Annotated in this window: 24 protein-coding genes; 11 read left to right on the forward strand and 13 right to left on the reverse strand. The window is 67.8% G+C overall.

The features are described from left to right. Positions 1 to 106: 106 nt before the first annotated feature. The 7 genes from OG474_RS01950 (at position 107) to OG474_RS01980 (ending at position 4,679) form a co-directional block, all read left to right on the forward strand. A complete protein-coding gene (locus OG474_RS01950) occupies positions 107 to 835 on the forward strand; it encodes an amino acid ABC transporter ATP-binding protein (RefSeq protein ID WP_405064532.1) in 729 nt (242 codons plus the stop codon). Between the two features lie 50 nt (positions 836 to 885). Beyond that, complete coding sequence (locus OG474_RS01955) at positions 886 to 1,815, forward strand: glutamate ABC transporter substrate-binding protein (RefSeq protein WP_405060422.1); 930 nt, start codon at positions 886 to 888, stop codon at positions 1,813 to 1,815. 76 nt (positions 1,816 to 1,891) lie between these two features. Further along, positions 1,892 to 2,539 (forward strand): amino acid ABC transporter permease, encoded by a 648-nt coding sequence (locus OG474_RS01960; protein WP_405060423.1) that lies wholly within the window; start codon positions 1,892 to 1,894, stop codon positions 2,537 to 2,539. After that, the gene (locus tag OG474_RS01965; protein WP_405060424.1) at positions 2,539 to 3,411 is read left to right on the forward strand and encodes an amino acid ABC transporter permease; all 873 of its coding nucleotides are present in this window, start codon (positions 2,539 to 2,541) and stop codon (positions 3,409 to 3,411) included. Before OG474_RS01960 ends, OG474_RS01965 begins: the two co-directional genes overlap by 1 nt. Before the next feature lie 194 nt (positions 3,412 to 3,605). After that, a complete protein-coding gene (locus OG474_RS01970; protein WP_405060425.1) occupies positions 3,606 to 3,932 on the forward strand; it encodes a hypothetical protein in 327 nt (108 codons plus the stop codon). A gap of 43 nt (positions 3,933 to 3,975) precedes the next feature. Continuing rightward, a complete protein-coding gene (locus OG474_RS01975) occupies positions 3,976 to 4,338 on the forward strand; it encodes a hypothetical protein (RefSeq protein WP_405060426.1) in 363 nt (120 codons plus the stop codon). Further along, positions 4,338 to 4,679, forward strand: coding sequence for a hypothetical protein (locus OG474_RS01980; RefSeq protein ID WP_405060427.1), 342 nt, complete (start codon positions 4,338 to 4,340; stop codon positions 4,677 to 4,679). The genes OG474_RS01975 and OG474_RS01980 overlap by 1 nt, the downstream gene beginning before the upstream one ends. Here the strand turns inward: OG474_RS01980 and OG474_RS01985 are convergent. Both OG474_RS01985 and OG474_RS01990 read right to left on the reverse strand, forming a co-directional pair. Further along, entirely contained in the window at positions 4,660 to 7,629 is a 2,970-nt protein-coding gene (locus OG474_RS01985; RefSeq protein ID WP_405060428.1) for a BTAD domain-containing putative transcriptional regulator, read from the reverse strand. The genes OG474_RS01980 and OG474_RS01985 overlap by 20 nt on opposite strands. A 129-nt stretch (positions 7,630 to 7,758) precedes the next feature. After that, on the reverse strand, positions 7,759 to 9,048 hold the full coding sequence (locus OG474_RS01990) for an aspartate aminotransferase family protein (protein WP_405060429.1): 1,290 nt from the start codon (positions 9,046 to 9,048) through the stop codon (positions 7,759 to 7,761). Positions 9,049 to 9,115: 67 nt separating this feature from the next. On the opposite strand from OG474_RS01990, the gene OG474_RS01995 reads away from it, so the two are divergent. Further along, a complete protein-coding gene (locus OG474_RS01995; protein WP_405060430.1) occupies positions 9,116 to 10,210 on the forward strand; it encodes an LOG family protein in 1,095 nt (364 codons plus the stop codon). Here the strand turns inward: OG474_RS01995 and pdxY are convergent. From pdxY to OG474_RS02025, 6 genes are all read right to left on the reverse strand, one after another. After that, entirely contained in the window at positions 10,203 to 11,054 is an 852-nt protein-coding gene (gene pdxY, locus OG474_RS02000) for a pyridoxal kinase PdxY (RefSeq protein ID WP_405060431.1), read from the reverse strand. The genes OG474_RS01995 and pdxY overlap by 8 nt on opposite strands. Positions 11,055 to 11,079: 25 nt before the next feature. Then, entirely contained in the window at positions 11,080 to 11,535 is a 456-nt protein-coding gene (locus OG474_RS02005; RefSeq protein WP_405060432.1) for a GNAT family N-acetyltransferase, read from the reverse strand. 16 nt (positions 11,536 to 11,551) lie between these two features. Further along, positions 11,552 to 11,989, reverse strand: a complete 438-nt coding sequence (locus OG474_RS02010; RefSeq protein ID WP_405060433.1) for an SRPBCC domain-containing protein — start codon at positions 11,987 to 11,989, stop codon at positions 11,552 to 11,554. Further along, entirely contained in the window at positions 11,986 to 12,909 is a 924-nt protein-coding gene (locus OG474_RS02015) for an NADP-dependent oxidoreductase (protein WP_405060434.1), read from the reverse strand. The genes OG474_RS02010 and OG474_RS02015 overlap by 4 nt, the downstream gene beginning before the upstream one ends. A 106-nt stretch (positions 12,910 to 13,015) precedes the next feature. Continuing rightward, entirely contained in the window at positions 13,016 to 13,423 is a 408-nt protein-coding gene (locus OG474_RS02020) for a winged helix-turn-helix transcriptional regulator (RefSeq protein WP_405060435.1), read from the reverse strand. Positions 13,424 to 13,490: 67 nt separating this feature from the next. Next, positions 13,491 to 13,913 (reverse strand): MarR family winged helix-turn-helix transcriptional regulator, encoded by a 423-nt coding sequence (locus tag OG474_RS02025; protein ID WP_405060436.1) that lies wholly within the window; start codon positions 13,911 to 13,913, stop codon positions 13,491 to 13,493. 85 nt (positions 13,914 to 13,998) lie between these two features. Here OG474_RS02025 and OG474_RS02030 point away from each other — a divergent pair, with 85 nt between their 5' ends. Further along, positions 13,999 to 14,793: an alpha/beta fold hydrolase gene (locus OG474_RS02030; protein ID WP_405060437.1), complete on the forward strand. Its 795-nt coding sequence runs from the start codon at positions 13,999 to 14,001 to the stop codon at positions 14,791 to 14,793. Then, positions 14,790 to 15,050 (forward strand): putative quinol monooxygenase, encoded by a 261-nt coding sequence (locus OG474_RS02035; RefSeq protein ID WP_405060438.1) that lies wholly within the window; start codon positions 14,790 to 14,792, stop codon positions 15,048 to 15,050. The genes OG474_RS02030 and OG474_RS02035 overlap by 4 nt, the downstream gene beginning before the upstream one ends. Before the next feature lie 147 nt (positions 15,051 to 15,197). On the opposite strand, the gene OG474_RS02040 is transcribed toward OG474_RS02035, so the two are convergent. The 4 genes from OG474_RS02040 to OG474_RS02055 all read right to left on the reverse strand — a co-directional run bounded on the left by OG474_RS02040 (position 15,198) and on the right by OG474_RS02055 (position 17,545). Then, a complete protein-coding gene (locus OG474_RS02040; RefSeq protein ID WP_405060439.1) occupies positions 15,198 to 15,434 on the reverse strand; it encodes a DivIVA domain-containing protein in 237 nt (78 codons plus the stop codon). A gap of 1 nt (position 15,435) precedes the next feature. After that, the gene (gene rlmN, locus OG474_RS02045) at positions 15,436 to 16,557 is read right to left on the reverse strand and encodes a 23S rRNA (adenine(2503)-C(2))-methyltransferase RlmN (RefSeq protein ID WP_405060440.1); all 1,122 of its coding nucleotides are present in this window, start codon (positions 16,555 to 16,557) and stop codon (positions 15,436 to 15,438) included. 64 nt (positions 16,558 to 16,621) lie between these two features. Beyond that, entirely contained in the window at positions 16,622 to 17,188 is a 567-nt protein-coding gene (locus OG474_RS02050; RefSeq protein WP_405060441.1) for a hypothetical protein, read from the reverse strand. A 69-nt stretch (positions 17,189 to 17,257) separates the two neighbouring features. Further along, positions 17,258 to 17,545 carry a SelT/SelW/SelH family protein gene (locus OG474_RS02055; RefSeq protein ID WP_405060442.1) on the reverse strand — a complete coding sequence of 96 codons (288 nt, stop codon included), beginning with the start codon at positions 17,543 to 17,545 and terminating at the stop codon, positions 17,258 to 17,260. Between the two features lie 24 nt (positions 17,546 to 17,569). Between OG474_RS02055 and OG474_RS02060 the strand changes: the two genes are divergently transcribed. After that, a complete protein-coding gene (locus OG474_RS02060; RefSeq protein ID WP_405060443.1) occupies positions 17,570 to 18,514 on the forward strand; it encodes an NAD(P)-dependent oxidoreductase in 945 nt (314 codons plus the stop codon). Here the strand turns inward: OG474_RS02060 and OG474_RS02065 are convergent. Next, positions 18,502 to 19,191: a C39 family peptidase gene (locus tag OG474_RS02065; protein ID WP_405060444.1), complete on the reverse strand. Its 690-nt coding sequence runs from the start codon at positions 19,189 to 19,191 to the stop codon at positions 18,502 to 18,504. The genes OG474_RS02060 and OG474_RS02065 overlap by 13 nt on opposite strands. Positions 19,192 to 19,337: the final 146 nt, after the last annotated feature.

A 19,337-nucleotide genomic window follows, 5' to 3' on the forward strand; every position in this document is an offset into this window, starting at 1 on the left:
CATCGCAGATCGTTACCACCACGGAACCGACCGGCGATGCGACCGCCCCCCGGCCTCCGCTAGGTTCTGGCACATGAGCGATTCCGGCACCTTGACGCAAACGGGTCTGGTGGCCCTGACCGGCGTCAACAAACATTTCGGCGAACTGCACGTCCTGAAGGACATCAACCTGTCCATCGCCAAGGGCGAGGTCGTCGTGGTGATCGGTCCCTCCGGGTCCGGCAAGTCGACGCTCTGCCGCGCGATCAACCGGCTCGAGACGATCGACTCGGGCACCATCGAGCTGGACGGCCAGCCGCTGCCGAGCGAGGGCAAGTCCCTGGCCACGCTGCGCGCCGACGTCGGCATGGTGTTCCAGTCGTTCAACCTGTTCGCGCACAAGACGATCCTGCAGAACGTCACCCTCGGCCCGCTGAAGGTCCGCAAGACGGACCCGAAGCAGGCCGAGAAGCGGGCCCTGGAGCTGCTGGAACGAGTGGGGGTGGCCAGCCAGGCGTCGAAGTACCCGGCGCAGCTGTCCGGCGGCCAGCAGCAGCGCGTCGCGATCGCCCGCGCGCTGGCGATGGACCCGAAGGTGATCCTCTTCGACGAGCCCACCTCGGCGCTCGACCCGGAGATGATCCAGGAGGTCCTGGAGGTGATGATCGACCTCGCCAAGCAGCAGATGACGATGGTCGTGGTCACCCACGAGATGGGCTTCGCCCGGAGCGCGGCGAACCGGGTGGTCTTCATGGCCGACGGCGAGATCGTCGAGCAGGCCGACCCGGAGACCTTCTTCACCAGCCCGACCTCCCGGCGCGCCCAGGACTTCCTCGGGAAGATCCTGAAGCACTGATCTCCGCCCGCGGCCGTACCAGCACACACATCACAAAGGGGAACCTGAACATGAGAATGCGTCACCTCGTCGCCGGTCTCGGCGTCGCGGCGCTCGCGCTGACTGCGACTGCCTGCGGTAAAGAAGAGCCTGCGGCCGGCGGAGGCGGCGGCGACAAGCCCGCCGCGTCCGACTCCTGCGGCACGCTGCACAAGTTCACCACCGCGTCCGCCGTCGACATCGCCGGCAGCCCCGCCTTCACCAAGGCCAAGACCCGCGGCAGCCTGATCGTCGGCGTGAAGGCCGATCAGCCGAACCTCGGCTACAAGGACGCCGACGGCAAGCGCTGCGGCTTCGACATCGAGGTCGCCCGCATGGTCTCGGCCGGTCTCGGCCTGGACCCGGACAAGATCCAGTACAAGGAGATCCCGTCCGCGAACCGCGAGACGGCGATCGCCGGTGGCGAGATCGACTACTACGTCGGTACCTACTCGATCACCGACAAGCGCAAGACCCAGGTCTCGTTCGCCGGCCCGTACTTCATCGCCGGGCAGGACCTTCTGGTCCGCAAGGACGACACCTCCCTGGACGGCGGCAAGACCGCGCTCAAGGGCAAGAAGGTCTGCTCGGCGACCGGATCGACCCCGATCCAGCGGGTCAAGGACGAGCAGCTCACCGAGGCCAGCAACATCTCCGAGTACAAAACCTACTCCGAGTGCGTCTCGCAGCTGCTCGACAAGAAGACCGACGCCGTCACCACCGACGACGCGATCCTCAAGGGCTACGCCGCCACCGCACCCGACCAGCTCCGGGTCGTCGGCAAGCCGTTCAGCACCGAGAAGTACGGCATCGGCCTGCCCAAGGACGACAAGGCCCTGCGCGACCAGGTGAACACCATCCTGGAGAAGTCGGCCACCGACGGCACCTGGAAGTCGATCTACGACGAGACGCTCGGCAAGTCCGGCTCGCCGGGCACCCCGCCGCCGCTCGAGAAGTACTGATCAACACCCCGGCCGCGGCGTCCTCACCGGCGCCGCGGCCGGGCTCTGTACGAGGCTTAGTACGAGGAAGGTCGCGATGCTCTCGGTTCTCACCGACAACTGGGATCTGTTCCGGGACGGATTCTGGCTGACGATCAGGTTGTTCCTGGTCTCCGCCGTGCTCAGCATGGTGCTCGGCACCATCCTGGCCGCGTTCCGCGTCTCCCCGGTCCCGGCGCTGCGCGCCGTCGGCACCGGCTACGTGAACACCCTGCGGAACACCCCGTTGACGCTGGTCTTCGCCTTCCTGTTCTTCGGCGCGGCCAAGATGGACCTGGCGCTGCCGTCGCCGTACTGGGCGGGCGTCGGGGCCTTGACGATCTACACCTCGGCGTTCGTCTGCGAGGTGGTCCGGTCCGGGGTCAACACGGTCTCCCCCGGCCAGTCCGAGGCCGCCCGGGCGGTCGGTATGACGTTCTTCCAGGTGCTGACGCTGATCGTGCTGCCGCAGGCGTTCCGGGCCATCGTCCCGCCGCTGTCCAGCGTGTTCATCGCGCTGCTGAAGAACACCACGATCGCGGCCGGCTTCTCGCTCGCCGAGGCCGGTGCGATCTCCTTCGCGATGTCCGAGCGCGGCGAGAACCAGCTGCTCACGCTGACCTGGATCGCGATCGGCTTCCTGATTCTCATTGTCCCGCTGATGTTCCTGCAGCGGTGGGCCGAACGACGGACGGCGGTGGCCTGATGAGCTCGGTGCTGTACGAGGTCCCCGGTCGCCGGGGCAAGCTCCGCAACCGGATCGCCAACGTCGTCGTCGTGATCGTGGTGGCCGGCGTCGCCGCCTGGCTGATCAACCGGCTCTACGTCAACGGCCAGTTCGAGGGCCGGCTGTGGCGCCAGTTCCAGTACACCGCGATCCAGGAGCAGTTGCTCCACGGTCTGCTCAACACGCTGCGCGCGGCCGGGACGGCCGCCGTCCTCGCGATCCTGTTCGGGGCGGTCTTCGCCGCGGCGCGGATCAGTGACCACAAGTGGGTCCGGGTTCCGGCGACGTACCTCGTCGAGCTGTTCCGCGCGATCCCGCTGCTGATCATGATGATCTTCTTCTACTTCGCGAACATTCAGTTCCAGTGGGGCCTGGGCCCGTTCTGGGCGGTCGTGCTCGGTCTGACGCTGTACAACGGCTCGGTGCTCGCGGAGATCTTCCGGGCCGGGATCGCCGCCGTACCGAAGGGTCAGCGCGAAGCGTCCTACGCCATCGGTCTGCGCAAGAACCAGGTCGTCCGGCTGGTCCTGCTCCCGCAGGCGGTCAGCGCGATGCTGCCCGCGATCGTCTCCCAGCTCGTCGTCCTGCTGAAGGACACCGCGCTCGGTTTCGTCATCACCTACAGCGAACTGCTGTACGTCGGCAAGCAGATGGGCGGCCGGCTCCAGTACGGCTTCCCCTACATCCCGACGTACATCGTCATCGCGGTCATCTACATCGGCCTGTGCTCACTGCTGTCGATCCTGGCCAAGTACCTCGAGGGCCGCTCCCGGCGCCGCCGCAAGATCACCGGCGCCCCGCCGCCCCTGCCGCTGTCCAACGATCCCGGCGCCGGAGTCGGCCCGATCTGACCCACGACGAAGACCCCGTTCACGGCGGTTCACAGGGTCGTCGCAACACCTCGATGTGAGGAGTTGCGGCGGCCCTGTCGTTGGTGGCGGTGTGGTAACGCATTGGTAGTCCTCGGGTAGGCGACACCTGGTCAACTGCGGCGAACGACAGTCGCGCCGAACCAGCGATCGTCACGGATCGACGAGGAGACCACATGAAGATCTTCACCATTGCGGCGGGCCTGGTGGTTGCGGCCGCTGCAACGCTCGGAACCCTACCGGCTGCGTCAGCGGCCGCGACGCCTGCCGGCTGGCCCGACGCCTGCCGGTACTACACCGCCAGCGACGGCTCCGGATGGGCCATCTGCGATGCCGGTTCGGGCTACCACCGGGTCGTCATCAACTGCAAGGACCGTGACACCGGAAAGGTCACCTTCTACACCGGCGTGAGCTGGAAGACGCGCGGCCAGTGGTCCATCCGGTACTGCCCGCAAGCGACCGAGAAGCTCCAGTACGCCGGGATCGAACTGAAGTCCAGCTGAGCGTCCGGCCAACCGTTCACGGATACCTGAAAGGGGTCTTGTCATGTCATCTGTACGACGAACCGCCGCCATCGCCATCCTCACGATCGCTGCCGGCCTGAGTGGAGTCAGTGCCGCACAGGCGAGTCCGGCACCGGCCGCGGCCCAGACTGTCGCGGCACCGGCCAGCTACCCGGACAATTGCGTCTACCAAGAGACCTATCCGGGGACCGAGCCGGCCAGCGCCTTTGCGCTCTGTACGACCGGCACCGGCGCCTACCAGGTGATCGTCAACTGCAGGAGCCTCCGCACGGGCGACACCGACTTCTTCTACGGCAAATGGGTCTACAAGGGCACGAAATCGATTCGCTACTGCCCGCCGGCGCACATCCTCCGGTACGTCGGCATCAACCTGCGGAGCTACTGATGCCGAGGGGCCGAACAGCACTGGCGACAACCCTCGCCTGTACGGCGTTGCTGACCGGTGTTATGAACGCCGCACCAGCGACCGCCACTCCGGTCCCCGGTACCCAGGCGGTGTCAGCCTGGCCCGAGGACTGCAGTTACGACATCATCGCTCCGCGCGGTGGATGGGCATACTGTGCCAGTGGTGGCGGGTTCTACCAGGTGGTGGTTGCCTGCTACAACATCTACGCCGGCCGGAAGTACTTCTACGGCAAGGCGGTCAAGCCCGGCTTCTACTCGACAAAGGACTGCCCGGCCGACTACACCCGTAGCTATGTCGGCATCAACATGAGCGCCAGCTGACGGACCGCTGGAGTCGGCTCGCCGCCCCTGAGGCGACCGACTCCAGCAACTTCCGGCATTGGTGGGCACTCCGCGAATCACCCGCGGCCAGCGCCTCGGCAACCGCGGCCGTCAGCAGCACGCCGGCCTCGTCGTCACGACCGCGAGCGATCGACAACTCCGCCTCCGCCAGCCGGACCTCCGACAAGGACGAGACATCGTCGATCGCGAGGAAGTACTGGGCGGCGGAGTCCAGCAGCACCCTGGCCAGGGTGAAGTCCTGGCTCCGGACAGCCCGCCGAGCGTCCACGATGTCGATGTACGCCGTTCCGAACGTGTCACCGAGCCCGTCGAAGATCAGGCGAGCCTCCACGATCGGTGCCTCCGACTCGGTCGCGCGGTCCGCATCGACCAGTGCCATCGCGAGATCGAACAAGATCGTCGCCCGCCATCGGGTCGGGGACCGATCCAGCTCGAGCGCAGCCCGAAGGGTGTCGACCGCCCGGACGGAATCTCCGGCCAGGCGGGCCGTGTCGCCGAGACCGGACAGCGCCTTTCCGCGGTGCAGTTCAAGGCTCGGGTCGGATTCGACCAGCCTGAGTGCCGCCTCGTACGCCTCGGCCGCCCGGGTGAACTCGGAGGCTTCGATGGCGGCGTACCCGACCTGCCAGTACGCCGCCATCTGCAGCAGCGGTGAGCCGCTGCTGCGCGCCAGCTGCAACGAGCGGTCGGCGAGCGGTGCCAGCTCATCGATCCGATCGCCGTGTTGCGCGATGGTAGTGAAGGACGACTGCAGGAGGCGGGCCTCGAGTCCGGGCAGGTGCAGGTCATCGGCCTCGACGGCGCCGATCGCCTCGTGCAGCACGTCGTGGGCCCGTTCGCTGTCGTCCTGCAAGGTCAAGTGGCCACGCAGGCGGAGCGCGAGAACGGCCGCGGTCGCCGCATCGCCGCGGCGAACCGCGTGCTGTACGCCTACGTGGACACCAGTGGCTTCGGCGGCCAGCCAGGCGTCGGGCGCGGCGCGGATCGCCGCCTCGGTGAGCGGCAGAATCGGTTCGTCCGGAACGGCCAGGCCTTCCACCTGGACAAACCCGTGATCGATGCCCGTATCGGCGAGCGAGACCATCCGGACGAGCGCCGTCAGGTAACGGCCGGTTGCTTGGGTGACACCGGTAACAGCAGGGCGCAGTACGCCGGTCGAGCTCGCCGACGACTCCGCAACATACGCGCGGACCATGTCGTGGATTCCGAAGCGGCGCGGTTGCTCCGAACGCAGCTGAACCAGCCCGAGCGCCAGCAACCGATCCAGCTCCCGCTCGGCCATCGCCTCATCACCATCCAGCAACGGCGCAGCGACCCAGGCGGCGAAATCGTCGAGCCGCAACTCGACAAGCATGGTCAGGAGCTTCGCTGTGCTGGCCTCCGCCATCCGGAGGGTGAGGTCAAGACTGGCGCGCACCGCGCGATCGTCGATCGCCAAGGTATCCAACCGACGACCGCTGTCCGCCAGCGCCGCAGCGACCTCGGCGACGGTTGTCCTGGTCAGTGGGCCGAGTCGGGCGCCGACGACGCGGAGCGCAAGCGGGAGGCCCGCGCAGCCCGCCACGATCTCCGCCAGCTCCCCGGTCTGCCGGGAATCGAACTCGCGTCCCGAGACCGCCCGCAGGAGCTCAAGGCTCGCGTCGGCGCCGAGGGCAGGCAGTTCACAGCACATGACGTCACGGCTGCGGATCGCCACCGCCGCACGCGACGTCGCGATCACCGCGCAGCGCGGTCCGAGCTGAAGGAACGGTGCCACCTGCGACATCTGCCCGACGTCGTCCGCGACGACCAGGACCGCCTTGTCCGCGGTGTTTTCGCGCAGTACCGCCACGCGCCCCGCCAGCGAGTCGGGGACGTCGTCGAGTGACACTCCCAGACCACGGAGGACCCAGCCCACGGCATCTCGGGCGGACAGCTCAGCACCGGCCGGATCAGCCGGCCTGAGGAAGAACTGACCGTCCGGAAAGGCGTGGCTGACACGATGCGCCAGCCGGATCGCGGTAGCGGACTTGCCGATGCCAGTTCCGCCGTACAGACAGAGCACGCCCGGGGCAGTCCGCCGGCCGGAGCCGATGAGGTGATGCTCACCTCGAGCCACGAGCAGGCTGCGGTCAACCAGCAGTCCCACGTCCGGGGGAAGCTGGCGAGCCTGATTCATGCAGGGGGTGGGCGCCTGGTTCGCCGGATTCTGACCACCACCCGCTATCGTCTCGGCAAGGCTGCGGAGCTCGGGGCTCGGATCGATGCCGAGGTCCTCGTTGAGGCCGGCGGTCAGATCACGGTAGGCGCCGAGCGCCTCGCCCCTGCGGCCGGTGCGCGACAACGCGGTCATCAACACTCTGACGAATCGCTCTCTGCCAGGGAGCTCGGCAACGAGCGCCCGCCCCTCGACAACGACCTTTTCGTACCGGCCCGCCGCCAGTTCGGCTTCGAGCCGCAACTCGAGGCCGAGCCGATGTGTCTCGACCAAGGATGCACCGAGCCGCTCGCCCAACTCGGGCGAGACAACCGCACCCAGCGGTCTGCCACGCCACAGCTCCCGGGCCGATTCGAGCAGTCTGATCCGCTCCAACGGATCGGCGATCGAGCGTGCCCGGTCCACCAGGTCGACCAACCGGTGGGCGTCGACGGAGGACGGGTCGTACTCCAGGACGTAGCCGTCACCACTCCGCAGCAGCACCGGAGCCTTGTCCACCTCGTCCGCGGCAGTCAGGGCACGACGCAAACGGGAGGAGTAGACGGCGAGTGTCCGCGCCGGCCGATCGGGCATCCTGTCCGGCCACAGCACTGCGCACACGCGATCTGTGGGCACCACCTTGTTGATCTCCAGCAGCAGCACGGCCAGGAGCAGTTTCTGCTGCCGCCGGCCGAGGTCGACCGACCGGCCCCGACTGAATCCGGCTACGTCTCCCAACAGCTGGAATTCCATGGCGCCGAGACTAGGCCGCGGCCGGCCGCTGGTCAGTAGATCCGCGTTGCCATTAGCGGCAATCCCTACCGACCGAAGGCGGCCGTCCGGCGGCAGATATCAGCGCAGGTTGTTTCGGCCCAAGTTGTTTCAGCGCAGGGTGTTGAAGGAGTCGCGGAGGATCTCGAGGGCTTCGGTGGTCTCGTCCTCGGTGAGCGTCATCGGCGGCGCCATCCGGAGGACGTTGCCGTAGAGGCCGCCCTTGCCGATCAGCAGACCGCGGTTCTTGGTCTCCTGCTGGAGCTTCGCCGTCGTCGCCGCGTCGGGGGTGTTGTCGGCGGGGTTGACGATCTCGGTGGCCAGCATCAGGCCCTTGCCGCGGACGTCGCCGAGCTCGGGGAACTCCTCGGCGATGCCGCGCAGGCCGTCGGCGAGCTGGGCGCCGCGCTTGGCGGCGTTGGCCTGCAGGTCGTGGTCGAGCAGGTAGTCGATGGTCGCCTTGGCGGCGCTGGTCGAGATCGGGTTGCCGCCGAAGGTGGACAGGGAGTTCGCGGTCAGGCTGTCCATCAGGTCGGGGCGGGCGACCATGCCGCCTATCGCGAAGCCGTTGCCGAGGCCCTTCGCGAACGTCATCGCGTCCGGTACGACGCCGTGCGCCTGGATGCCCCAGAAGTGCTCACCCGTGCGACCCCAGCCGGTCTGGACCTCGTCCGAGATGAACAGGATCCCGTACTCGTCGAGCACCTCCTTGAAGGCGCCGTACAGGCCGTCGGGTGGGGAGGCGAAGCCGCCGACGCCCTGGATCGGCTCAGCGATCAGGCAGGCGACGTCACCGGCGGTGGTGGTCTCGATGACGTTGCGCAGGTCGTCGACGCAGACCTTGATGTAGTCGGCGTCCGACAGGTTCCTGAACGGGCTGCGGTAGTGGTACGCGCCCTGCAGGTACTGGACGTTGACCGGCGACAGGCTGCTCGCGGACCAGCCGCGGTTGCCGGTGATCGCGACGGTGCCGAAGGCGCGGCCGTGGTACGAGTTCCGCATCGCCAGGACCTGGTTGGAACGGCGGTTCTGGGTGGCGAGCAGCAGGGCGGCCTCGTTCGCCTCGGTGCCGGAGTTGGCGAAGAAGACCTTCGCGTTCTCGATCCCGGACAGCTTGGCGATCTGCTCGGCCAGCTCGATCTGCTTGCGGATCAGGTACACCGTGGAGGTGTGCGCGATCCCGGTGCTCAGCTGCTCGCGCACCGCGTCGGAGATCTCCGCGATGTCGTAGCCGATCGCGTTGGTCAGGATGCCGGCGAAGAAGTCGAGATAACTCTTGCCCTCACCGTCGGTGACCCGACGGCCGGACCCCTGCACGATCTCGATCGGCTCTTCGTAGTACAACGACAGCCAGTCCGGCATGACGGCCTTGTGACGCTCCCAGAGCTCCGCATGTGTCATGTCCTAAGCATTACCTCAAAGCGCGGCCTGCTGATAGAGGGCTCCTCTGAGGATTAGGGTGCTCTGCGTGACATTGCCCAGCATCCCGCACGTGGACATCGAGTCCCTGACCCATTTCGACAGCGTCGTGGCCGCCGGTGCGACCACCATGGCCGGGTGGCGGGTGCAGTCCGTGGACCTGACCTCCCGTACGGCGGCGCTGCTCGGGCTGAGCCCGCTCGGCGCGCTGTTCCTGGGCTGTCTGCTGGAGGAGAAGGCGGACCGCTGGATCCGGGACGGAGGCGGGCTGGTGTTCCCTGCGATCCCGGAGCTGCCGTTCGACGCCTACCGCGGCACCCTGTACGACGCAGAGGAGCTGTACGCCGGTCTGGACAGCGGGTACGACGCCACTCCGGATGCACGCATCTACGCCTGGTCCCGGCAGCACGACGAGCGCGGTGACACCAGCCGCACGCTGGCCGCCGCACTGCACGACCATGCGATCGCGGACGCGCTGCACGAGCTGCCCGACACCGGTCCCTGGGTCGGCGTGATGGGCGGACATGGCATCGCCCGGGGCAGTACGACGTACCGGTCCGCTGTTCTGCTCGGACGGGGACTGTCACGGGCCGGTCTGACTGTCGTGACCGGTGGTGGACCTGGTGCGATGGAGGCAGCGAACCTGGGCGCCTCACTGGCCTCGTACGACGATGTCGCGGTGGAACGCGCACTGGACGCGCTGACCGCCGTACCGTCGTTCCGGCCGTCGATCGCGGACTGGGCCTCCGCCGGACTCGACGTACGGCGGGAGTTCCCGGGGAACGGCGGAGTCTCGATTCCGACCTGGTTCTACGGCCATGAGCCGCCGAACGTGTTTGCGTCCTCGATCGCCAAGTACTTCTCGAATGCGCAGCGTGAGGACGTGCTGCTGTCCCAGGCACGCGGCGGCATCATCTACCTCCCCGGTGCGGCCGGCACCGTGCAGGAGGTCTTCCAGGCGGTCACCCCGAACTACTACGGCGACCACGCCACCCAGATCCCCCTCATCCTGGTCGGCGTCTCGCATTGGACCGTGGATCTGCCGGTCTGGCCGCTCCTGCAGTCCCTGGCCGCGGACCGCCCGATGGTGTCATCGATTCAGCTGGTCGACACCATCGATGAGGCGGCCTCGCTCGTCAGCTGACTTGCCGCGGCTTGAACTGCATCTGGGGGTTGGCGTAGGCCTCCTGCGACTCCACGAGCTGCAGCTCACGCTCACCCGACTGGTGGGTGTTGGTGAGCAGGTCGAAGACGCTGGAGGTGGTGCGGGCCAGGGCGTCGGCCAGGTCGCCGGTGCGGCGGTAGTGGGCGGTGAAGAGGGCAGCGGTGACGTCGCCGGAGCCGTTGGCCTTCATGGGGATGTAGGGCGTCTGGACGAGCCAGGCGCCGCTGTCATCGACGGCGAGCATCTCGATCGTGCCCTCTTCGCGGTCCGGTCGCTCGACGCTGGTGACGAGGACGGTGCGCGGTCCGGTAGCGCGGACGAGCTCCACGGACGCCAGCGTGGATTCCAGGGTGTCTGGCTCGGTGTCGGTCAGGAAGCCCAGCTCGAACTGGTTGGGCGTGATGATGTCGGCGGCCGGGACCACGCGCTCTTTGAGGAGCACCGGGATCGCCGGGGCGACGAAGCAGCCGGACTTCGCGTTGCCCATCACCGGGTCGCAGGAGTAGACCGCTGCGGGGTTCGCCGCCTTCACCCGCTGCACCGTCTCCAGGATGACGTCAGCGATCCCCTCACCGCCCTGGTAGCCCGAGAGGACCGCATCGATCTGCGGGAAGGCTCCCCGCTCCTCGATCCCCAGCAGCACCTCACGCACGTCGTCCGGGCTGATCAGCGGCCCGCGCCAGGCGCCGTACCCGGTGTGGTTGGAGAAGTTCACCGTGTAGACCGGCAGCACCTCCACTCCGATGCGCTGGAGCGGGAAAACGGCGGCCGAGTTGCCCACATGCCCGTAGGCGACCGCGGACTGGATGGAGAGGATCTTCACCCGGCCAGCCTAAGCTTCCGCAGAACTAATCGATCAACCGCGTTAGCTTCACATCCTCCTCGGCAAACCCGAGACTGCGGTAGAACTCGCGTGCGCCTGTGTTGGCGGCACCGGTGTCGAGGGTGATGGCGGAGACGCCGAGCTCGGCGGCGTGCTGGGTGACGGCGTCAATGAGCGCACGGCCGACGCCTTCGCGTTCGCGGGACACGGCGAGCTCGCCGACGTACACCTCCCGCTGGCCGGCCCAGTGCGTCCGCTCCTGGCCCGACACGAACCCAACCACCTCGCCGTCGACCTCGGCGACGTACAGGAACCGGTCGGGTTCACCTGCCCGTTCCACGGCCTCGGCCACCCACCCGATCACGGCTGCGCGCACTGCGGCGGGCGGACGCCAGCGCGCCACCCCTTCGGTCAGCCTGGGCGCCAAGTCGAGCACTGCTTGCCGGTCCCGCTCCACATACCGCCGTACTGTGCCGCGCATGGCCTCCAGTCTGCAGCTAGCTTGTCGCGCGTGCTTGGAGGGCTGCGCCATAGCGGGCGAAGTCGGCCGCGAGCTGATCTAGGTCTGGTACTACCTCGGCTGCCCCGGGACCGTAGAACTCTTCGGTGTCGGTGAGTTCGGTGGTGCCATCGGCGAGGGTTTTGAGGGTGAACGAGTGCCTGCCGAGGACGGCGTCGAGTGATCCACCCTCCCAGGTCAGCTGCGTCGGGGCGGCCACAGTGAGGACCTTGAGGATGACGTGCTGGTCAGGCGCGTCAGGGCTGGAGACGCGGGCGGGAAGCTCGGCTCCCGGTACGGCGTGCTCCGGCTTCGCGTCGAGCGCGAGGATCGGGTGCCAGTCGGCGTACTGGTCGAACGCCACCAGCACCCGCCAGACGTCCTCGATCGGCGCAGCAATTCTCGTGACGGCAGTCGCTGCGGGGGCAGCGGTCACGGGACGAGGAGGATACGGCCGCGCTGGCCGCCCTGGGCGAGCAGGGCGTGGGCTTCGGCCGCCTGCTCGAGTGGGAAGGTCTGCGCAACCCGCGGGGTCAGCAGGCCGACCTCGGCGAGCGCGGAGAGGTACGAGAGGCGCGTCGGTTCCGGGCCAGCTGTGGTGAGCCGCACCACCACACCGCGCTCCGACTGCGGCAGCACATCGGCCCGCACACTCACGTAGACGCCACCGTCGCGCACGGCGGCCATGGCAGGCGCACCGAGTGCCGCCGCATCGAGCACGCCGTCCACACCGTCCGGTGCGAACCGGCGCACCGCCTCATTCAGGTCCTCGTCGCGCGACACGAACGAGGCGGCGCCACGGTCGCGGAGGAACTGCTCGTCCCCGGACCGCCCTTGAGCAATGATCCGTACACCGCGCGTCCGCGCCAGCTCGACTGCGAAGCCACCAACGGCTCCGGCGGCGCCCGTGACCAGCAGGGTGTCGCGCGGGTGCAACGGGAAGTAGTCCAGCGCCAGCGAGGCGGTCATCGTATTGAGCGGGATGGTCGCCGCGAGCGTCAGATCCATCCCCACCGGGGCGAGCGCGATGGAGTTGAGGTCGGTCACCCGATACTCGGCCTGGGTCTTCGTGGCATTCAGAACACCCGAATCGAACACGATGACCGGGGTTCCGATCGGCAGGGCAACGCCTGGCCCGACGGCGTCGACCGTCCCCGCACCATCCAGACCGAGGCCGATGTATTCGACCCCTTCGGCCGGGCGGAAGACGCCGGCCCACACCGCCCGGTCCGCGGGGTTGAGCGCCGCGGCCGCGATCTTGATCCGGAGCTGGAACGGACCCGGCTCCGGGAGGGGAACCTCCAGAACCTCGACCGCTTCGGGTCCACCAGCTTTTCTGACAACTGCTGCACGCATGTCGTACTTCTCCTCGCGGCTTCGAGTGCCTGAACACTACGAACGCTAGGTGAGTTACGATCGATTAGTAAGTAGGCACTAAAAAGTGCGTTACGCCCCCTGGCTGCTAACTGACCTTGGCCGCGTCGAACAGTTCGCGCGCGGCATCGACCTCGTCGGCCTTGTCCGCAGCCCAGTCGCGTACGTGCGAGAGCACGCCGTACAGGCCCTGTCCGAGCGGGGTCAGCTCGTAGTCGACCCGCACCGGCACGGTGGGTGTGACTGTGCGCTCGACCATGCCGTCACGCTCAAGCATGCGCAGCGTCTGCGTCAGCATCTTCTGACTGACCCCCGGGATCTCGCGGCTGATGTGGCTGTAGCGCATCGGCGTGCCGGTCATTCCGAGCGTGCACACCGTCAGACTGACCCAGCGGTTGCTGATCGTCGACAGCAGCGCCACGGCTGGACAGTCATGCATGTACGCCTCGTACGACCCGGGCTCGACCCGTCGCGCCGACTTCGCCGTACCGGTCATTCCATCGCTCCCGCCTGGTGCGCAACGCGCCGAAGGACTCCTACTTACGAATCGATCGTAACGGGAGCTACGCAGTCGGGTCGGCGCCCAGAGCCAGATCCAGGAGCTCACCCAGTTGGTCGAGTTGGGCGGGTGACAGGTCGTGGAACGAGGACTCGACGACGGCGTCCACGGCGTCTTGGCCGGCGGCGCGAAGGCGGGCGCCCTCCTCGGTGAGTTGGTGGCGTACGGCGCGGCCGGGGCCGGCGACGCGTTCGATCAGACCGCGGTCGGCCATCCGGGTGGCCAGGGAGCCGAAGGACTGGTCGGTCTGGAAGGTCAGGACCGCCAGGTCGTGCAGTGAGGCGTCCGGCTTGCGGTGCAGGTGGTGCAGCGTGTCCCACTGCACGAGCGAGAGCCCGAGTGGCGCCAGCGCCTGGCTAAGCGCTCGGTGGTGGCGGTACTGCAGCCGCTTGACGGCCAGTCCGACCTCAGCCGGTCGATATGTCATATCCCCAGCTTAGACCAGCTTGCTTATATCAGGAAGCTGATCTAAGGTTCCTTATATATACCTTCCTGAACGTGAGGACAGCACGATGACGACACTCCCCCAGGCCGGATCGCTTCGGCCGGTTCACACCGAGACCCACACGCTTGCCGGTCAGGTCGAGGTGACCGTCCAGGACCGCGACCGCACCCGGCCGTTCCTGCTGCTGCACGGCGGCGGCGGCGTGGCGACGATGGCCGGCTTCGCCGACCTGCTCGCGGAGCGCATCCACTCCCGAGTGCTCCTGCCCACCCACCCCGGTTTCGGGGGCACGCCGAAGCCCGAAGGACTGAACAGCGTCACCGAGCTGGCTCGCCTGTACGTCGCTCTGCTGGACGAGCTCGATCTCACCGACGTGACCGTGGTCGGCAACTCCTTCGGTGGCTGGCTGGCCGCGGAGATCGCTCTGCAGCACAGCCCGCGGGTCAGCGGCGCGGTGATCGTCGACGGGATCGGCATCGAGGTCGAGGGCCACCCGATCACCGATGTCAGCGGCCTATCCGTCGCCGAGCTCCGGGCGTTCTCCTTCCACGACCCGAGCAAGGCACCCGTGCCACCGGCCGGCACCACCGGCCCGAGCCCCGACGTCAAGGCGCTCATCGGCTACACCGGCCCGGCGATGCTCGACCCGACGCTGGTCAAGCGGCTCGGTGACGTCGACATCCCGGTCCACGTCCTGTGGGGCGAAAGCGACGGCATCGCCGGACCGGAGTACGGGCGGGCCTTCGCCGCCGCGATCCCGCTGTCGACCTTCACGCTGCTCCCCCGCACCGGCCACCTGCCGCAGCTCGAGACGCCCGAAGAACTCCTCGGCGCCCTGCTCGACCTTGGAGCGTCGGCATGAGTGCGCCGTTGACCGTGACCCTCCCAGCCGGCGAGCGACCGATGATCGCCGTCGTCCACGCGGTCCCCGGTCACGAGGAGCAGCTCGCCGCCGCCATCGCGACGCTGACCACCGCCGTACGACGGGAGCCGGGCTGCGTGGAGTTCCGTTCCTTCCGGGAGGTGGCGAATCCCAGGGTGTTCCAGCTGTACGAGATCTACTCTGACACCGACGGCTTCCGCACCCACCGCCCTGACCCAGCTCGCCGAACTGCCTAGCGCCGCAGCCCAGCCGGTTCGGCCTTGGGCACCCATCAACCATTTCTCGTCCCGGAACATGGTTGAACCGTGCTCAAGGTCGACAAGACTCCCTAGTCCCCGACCAAGCGAGCCAGTTGTTCGAGAGCCCTCGGAGCGTGTCGGGGGCTAGAAACCGCGGAGCAGCTTCTCGGCTGAGTCGAGGAAGACGTCCACTTCGTCGACTGAGTAGCCGTGGGTCAGGCGGACCGGTGTGAAGCTCACCTCGCGGATCTCGTCAGCAGTCACCGGCTGCTCGACGTACCGGCCCTCGACGGTCGCCAGCAGGCGTTCGAGGAAGGCGTCGACCTCGGCCATGTCGTACCCCTCACGCCAGCGCACGCGGGTGAAGAGGGGCTGGTCCACCTCAGGCCTGGTTGGCGGCGGCGAGCTGGCCGCAGGCGCCGTCGATCTCCTGGCCGCGGGTGTCGCGAACGGTGGTGGAGATCCCGCCGGCCTGCAGGCGGCGGACGAACTCGCGCTCGTCGGCCGGGTCCGAAGCGGTCCACTTCGAGCCGGGGGTCGGGTTCAGCGGGATCAGGTTGACGTGCACCCAGCCCCAGTCGCCGCGGGCGCGGAGCTTCTCGGCCAGCAGGTCGGCGCGCCAGGCGTGGTCGTTCATGTCCCGGATCATCGCGTACTCGATGGAGACCCGGCGCTTGGTCTTCTCGGCGTAGCCCCAGGCCGCGTCGAGAACCTCGTCGACCTTCCAGCGGTTGTTGATCGGGACCAGCTCGTCGCGCAGCTCGTCGTCCGGCGCGTGCAATGACACGGCGAGCGTGACCGGGATGCCCTCGTCGGCGAGCTGGTTGATCCGCGGCACCAGACCGACGGTCGACACGGTCACGCCGCGGGCGGAGATCCCGAGCCCCTCGGGCGACGGGTCGGTGAAGCGGCGGACGGCACCGATGACGGCCTTGTAGTTGGCCATCGGCTCGCCCATGCCCATGAAGACGATGTTGTTGACCCGCCCCGGACCGCCGGCGATCTCACCGCGGGACAGCGCGCGGGCGCCGTCGACGACCTGCTCGACGATCTCCGCGGTGGTCATGTTCCGGGTCAGGCCGGCCTGGCCGGTCGCGCAGAACGGGCAGGCCATCCCGCAACCGGCCTGCGACGAGACGCACATCGTGGTGCGGTCCTTGTAGCGCATCAGCACGGACTCGACCAGCGAGCCGTCGAGCAGCTTCCACAGCGACTTCCGCGTGGTCCCGTTGTCGCACTCCATGTCGCGAACCTTGGTCAGCAGCGGCGGCATCAGCGCACCGACCAGCTTGTCGCGGCTCGCGGCCGGCAGATCGGTCATCTCGGCCGGGTCGGACGTCAGCCGGGAGAAGTAGTGGTTCGACAGCTGCTTGGCCCGGAACGCGGGCTCCCCCAGCGCGGCGACCGCCTCCCGGCGCTCCTCCCCGGACAGGTCGGCCAGATGCCGCGGCGGCTTCTTGGCACGGCGCGGCTCATCGAAAACGAGAGGCAGGGAGGTAGTCATAACCGATCCATTGTCGCTTGCCGCCCCAACCATTCACAAATTCACATCCCCAACGTGCCCAGGATCACCCCGAGTCCCCGACAAAGGCGCTGAGCGCCCGGCGAACAGCCGCCGACGACGCCACGCCCCATGCCGTACCACTGCCATCAATCGTCAAAGCCTCGGACGGGCAGTCTGTTGCCTCGACGGCGACTTCACCGATCTTCCGGCGACCGCGCACCTCGTACACGCTGACGTGCTCGGTTTTCCCCTGCAGACGAAGATCCTTGGGTGACGGAAGATCGAAGTGGCACATGTGCTCGGTTACGCGACCGTCGGTCGACGTCCCGTAGCAGGCGACCAGCTGAACATCCGCCGGCTTCGGATCCCAGGCTGCGGACCCTTGTTTCCCGCTCGCCAGCGACGGAGCGCCGCCGCCGAAGAGCATGATCGGGTGCGGCACAGGTCCCTCGTACGGCGGCGCGTTCGGGATCAGGGTCCGACTGAGCGGCTTGCACAGCTCCGCCAGACTCTCGTCCGAAGCCTTCGTCTCATAGGGGTCGCAGGCCGCCAGGTAGACGATTGCCCCCACCGACGCGACGAACGCGGCACCACCCACCGTCCCCTTGAGGATCGTGCGCACGCTCGGCATCCGTAGAGGGTCTCAGCAAACCGGGTCCGGGCGAGCCAACCGGCCACTACCTGCCACCGCGGAGTCGCCTCAGGTCTCCTTGCGGTCGGAGTGACCGAGCTGACGGTCCGGGGCGATCCGGTCGCGGACCATCTGCTTCAGGAGCGGGAGCTCGACGAAGCCACCCTCGGCCTTGCGCGACCACAGCATCTCGCCATCGAGCGAGATGTCGAAGATCCCGCCGGTCGACGGCACCAGCGCGACCTCGCCCAGCTCCTTGGGGAAGGTCGTCAGCAGCTCCTGCGCGGTCCATGCCGCGCGCATCAACCACCGGCACTGCGTGCAGTAAACGATCTCCAACCGCGGCTCTGTGCTCACGTCCTTAAACTACATTTCCACCTCATGGAGCATTTCTGGGTCCACGGTGTGGGCGTCCTCGAAGACGAAGCCACCGAGCGTCTGACAAAACGGCACCCCGGTTGGCGCTTCACCGACGGCACACCACCGGCGGATGCCGCGTACGACGTACTGGTCGCTCGCTCCCCCACGCGTGAACTCGTTGCCGCCAGCCCGCACCTGCGGACGCTGATTGTCCCGTTCGCTGGAGTCCGCCAGGAGGTCCGCGACCTGCTCAAGGAGTTCCCTGCCGTGCGACTGCGGACTGTGCATCACAACGCCGGTCCGACCGCCGAGCTCGCCGTCGCACTGGTCCTCGCCGCAGCGCGGGCGATCATCCCGGCCGACCAGGGCATGCGATCCGGAGACTGGACCGCCCGCTACGTTCCGCCGAATCCGACCATGATCCTCGGCGGACATCCCGCACTGGTCATCGGGTACGGCGAAGTCGGGCGCCGGATTGCCCGTGCACTGCACGGGCTGGGCATGGCGGTTCAGGTCGTCCGTTCGACCGAGCAAACGGGTACGGACGGCGACATCCGCATCCACCCGCGCTCCGAGCTGCCCGAACTCGTGAGCCGATCGCGGGTCGTCGTACTGGCGATTCCTGGGTCACCTGCGACGGACGGTCTGTTCGGAGCCGACCTGATAGCTCGGCTGCCGGAGCCCAGCGTCCTGGTGAACGTCGCCCGGGCGACTGTGGTCGACGAACGTGCCCTGTACGAGCGTCTGCGCGCCGGAGGGGTCGCCGCTGGGCTGGATGTCTGGTGGGAGGAGGCCCGGGCGGCCGATGCGGTGACCGGAGTCACCGCATCGACGTACCCGTTCCATGAGCTGCCGAATGTCGTGCTCAGCCCACACCGTGGTGGCGCGTTCAGCTTGCGAGAGGTTCGCGACCTGCGCCTGGAGCACGTGGACGCCATCCTCACCGAGCTGGCTCAGGCGGAGTAGCCCTTCGGGGGGATCAGGGTCGCGAGCTGGTTGAAGGTGAGCCAGTACGTCGGGGTCGGGGCGAAGCCGGCCGGGTCCGCGATCAGTACGGTCATGTTGCCGGAGTCGTACCCGATCACCGTGAAGTAGTGGTAGATCGTGTAGTTCGGGTAGCCCGGCGGGTGGTTGCTGGCCGGAGCGACGATGTTGGCCACGATCGGGTAGTTGTTGTCGATGTCGAGGACGATGTCGCGCCACAGCAGGTCACGCTGCGACTGCGTCGGCGGGTCGTTCGGCATCTCCTTGGTCTCGTACCAGCCGGTGCCGACGTGGTTGTTGAGCACCCGGGTGACCTGCCCGATCCAGTCGGTGCCGTCCTCGTCGGTGGGCAGCTCGTTGGCCAGCTGCTGCTGGCTCGGCGGCGAGATCCGGGCCGACAGCGCGATCCGGGTCGAGGCCGGGCCACACCAGTAGCCGGTCTGCTGGTACTGGAAATCGACGTTCAGCGTCTTGACGGTCTGGGGCGCATAGCCGGACTTGGCCAGCTTGGCGATCGCGGCCGCCTTGGCGGAGACCGCGGTCGCCGGCGCCGGCGCGGGCCCGGCGATGGCGGGGGTGGACGCCATCGGCAGTGCGGTCGCGGCGACCAGAGCCAGACCGCAGAGCGCGGCCTTGAGTTTCGGCGGGGTGTGTCTCATGTCAACTCCCTCAGCCTCACGAAGTGACCCGGGGTGGTCGCTCCAGCACCGAGTGCAGTCCCATCTCGGGAGAATGTAAACCCCTGCCCATTCTGGGCAAACACGCCGTTGAATACTTACATTCGCGTGTTTCCGCAGGTCAGCGG

The organism is Kribbella sp. NBC_01505 (assembly GCF_045040285.1).
In the GTDB taxonomy this organism is placed as follows: domain Bacteria; phylum Actinomycetota; class Actinomycetes; order Propionibacteriales; family Kribbellaceae; genus Kribbella.

Bases quoted from the DNA above. Each gene is read 5' to 3' on its own strand.
- OG474_RS01985 (WP_405060428.1), bottom strand. From the start codon at position 7,629: ATGGAATTCCAGCTGTTGGGAGACGTAGCCGGATTCAGTCGGGGCCGG.
- OG474_RS01965 (WP_405060424.1), top strand. From the start codon at position 2,539: ATGAGCTCGGTGCTGTACGAGGTCCCCGGTCGCCGGGGCAAGCTCCGC.
- OG474_RS01970 (WP_405060425.1), top strand. From the start codon at position 3,606: ATGAAGATCTTCACCATTGCGGCGGGCCTGGTGGTTGCGGCCGCTGCA.
- rlmN (WP_405060440.1), bottom strand. From the start codon at position 16,557: ATGACTACCTCCCTGCCTCTCGTTTTCGATGAGCCGCGCCGTGCCAAG.
- OG474_RS02060 (WP_405060443.1), top strand. From the start codon at position 17,570: ATGGAGCATTTCTGGGTCCACGGTGTGGGCGTCCTCGAAGACGAAGCC.
- OG474_RS02025 (WP_405060436.1), bottom strand. From the start codon at position 13,913: ATGACATATCGACCGGCTGAGGTCGGACTGGCCGTCAAGCGGCTGCAG.
- OG474_RS02050 (WP_405060441.1), bottom strand. From the start codon at position 17,188: ATGCCGAGCGTGCGCACGATCCTCAAGGGGACGGTGGGTGGTGCCGCG.
- OG474_RS01990 (WP_405060429.1), bottom strand. From the start codon at position 9,048: ATGACACATGCGGAGCTCTGGGAGCGTCACAAGGCCGTCATGCCGGAC.
- OG474_RS01960 (WP_405060423.1), top strand. From the start codon at position 1,892: ATGCTCTCGGTTCTCACCGACAACTGGGATCTGTTCCGGGACGGATTC.
- OG474_RS02030 (WP_405060437.1), top strand. From the start codon at position 13,999: ATGACGACACTCCCCCAGGCCGGATCGCTTCGGCCGGTTCACACCGAG.
- OG474_RS02035 (WP_405060438.1), top strand. From the start codon at position 14,790: ATGAGTGCGCCGTTGACCGTGACCCTCCCAGCCGGCGAGCGACCGATG.
- OG474_RS01975 (WP_405060426.1), top strand. From the start codon at position 3,976: ATGTCATCTGTACGACGAACCGCCGCCATCGCCATCCTCACGATCGCT.
- OG474_RS02065 (WP_405060444.1), bottom strand. From the start codon at position 19,191: ATGAGACACACCCCGCCGAAACTCAAGGCCGCGCTCTGCGGTCTGGCT.
- OG474_RS02015 (WP_405060434.1), bottom strand. From the start codon at position 12,909: ATGCGTGCAGCAGTTGTCAGAAAAGCTGGTGGACCCGAAGCGGTCGAG.
- OG474_RS02005 (WP_405060432.1), bottom strand. From the start codon at position 11,535: ATGCGCGGCACAGTACGGCGGTATGTGGAGCGGGACCGGCAAGCAGTG.
- OG474_RS02020 (WP_405060435.1), bottom strand. From the start codon at position 13,423: ATGACCGGTACGGCGAAGTCGGCGCGACGGGTCGAGCCCGGGTCGTAC.
- OG474_RS01955 (WP_405060422.1), top strand. From the start codon at position 886: ATGAGAATGCGTCACCTCGTCGCCGGTCTCGGCGTCGCGGCGCTCGCG.
- OG474_RS01980 (WP_405060427.1), top strand. From the start codon at position 4,338: ATGCCGAGGGGCCGAACAGCACTGGCGACAACCCTCGCCTGTACGGCG.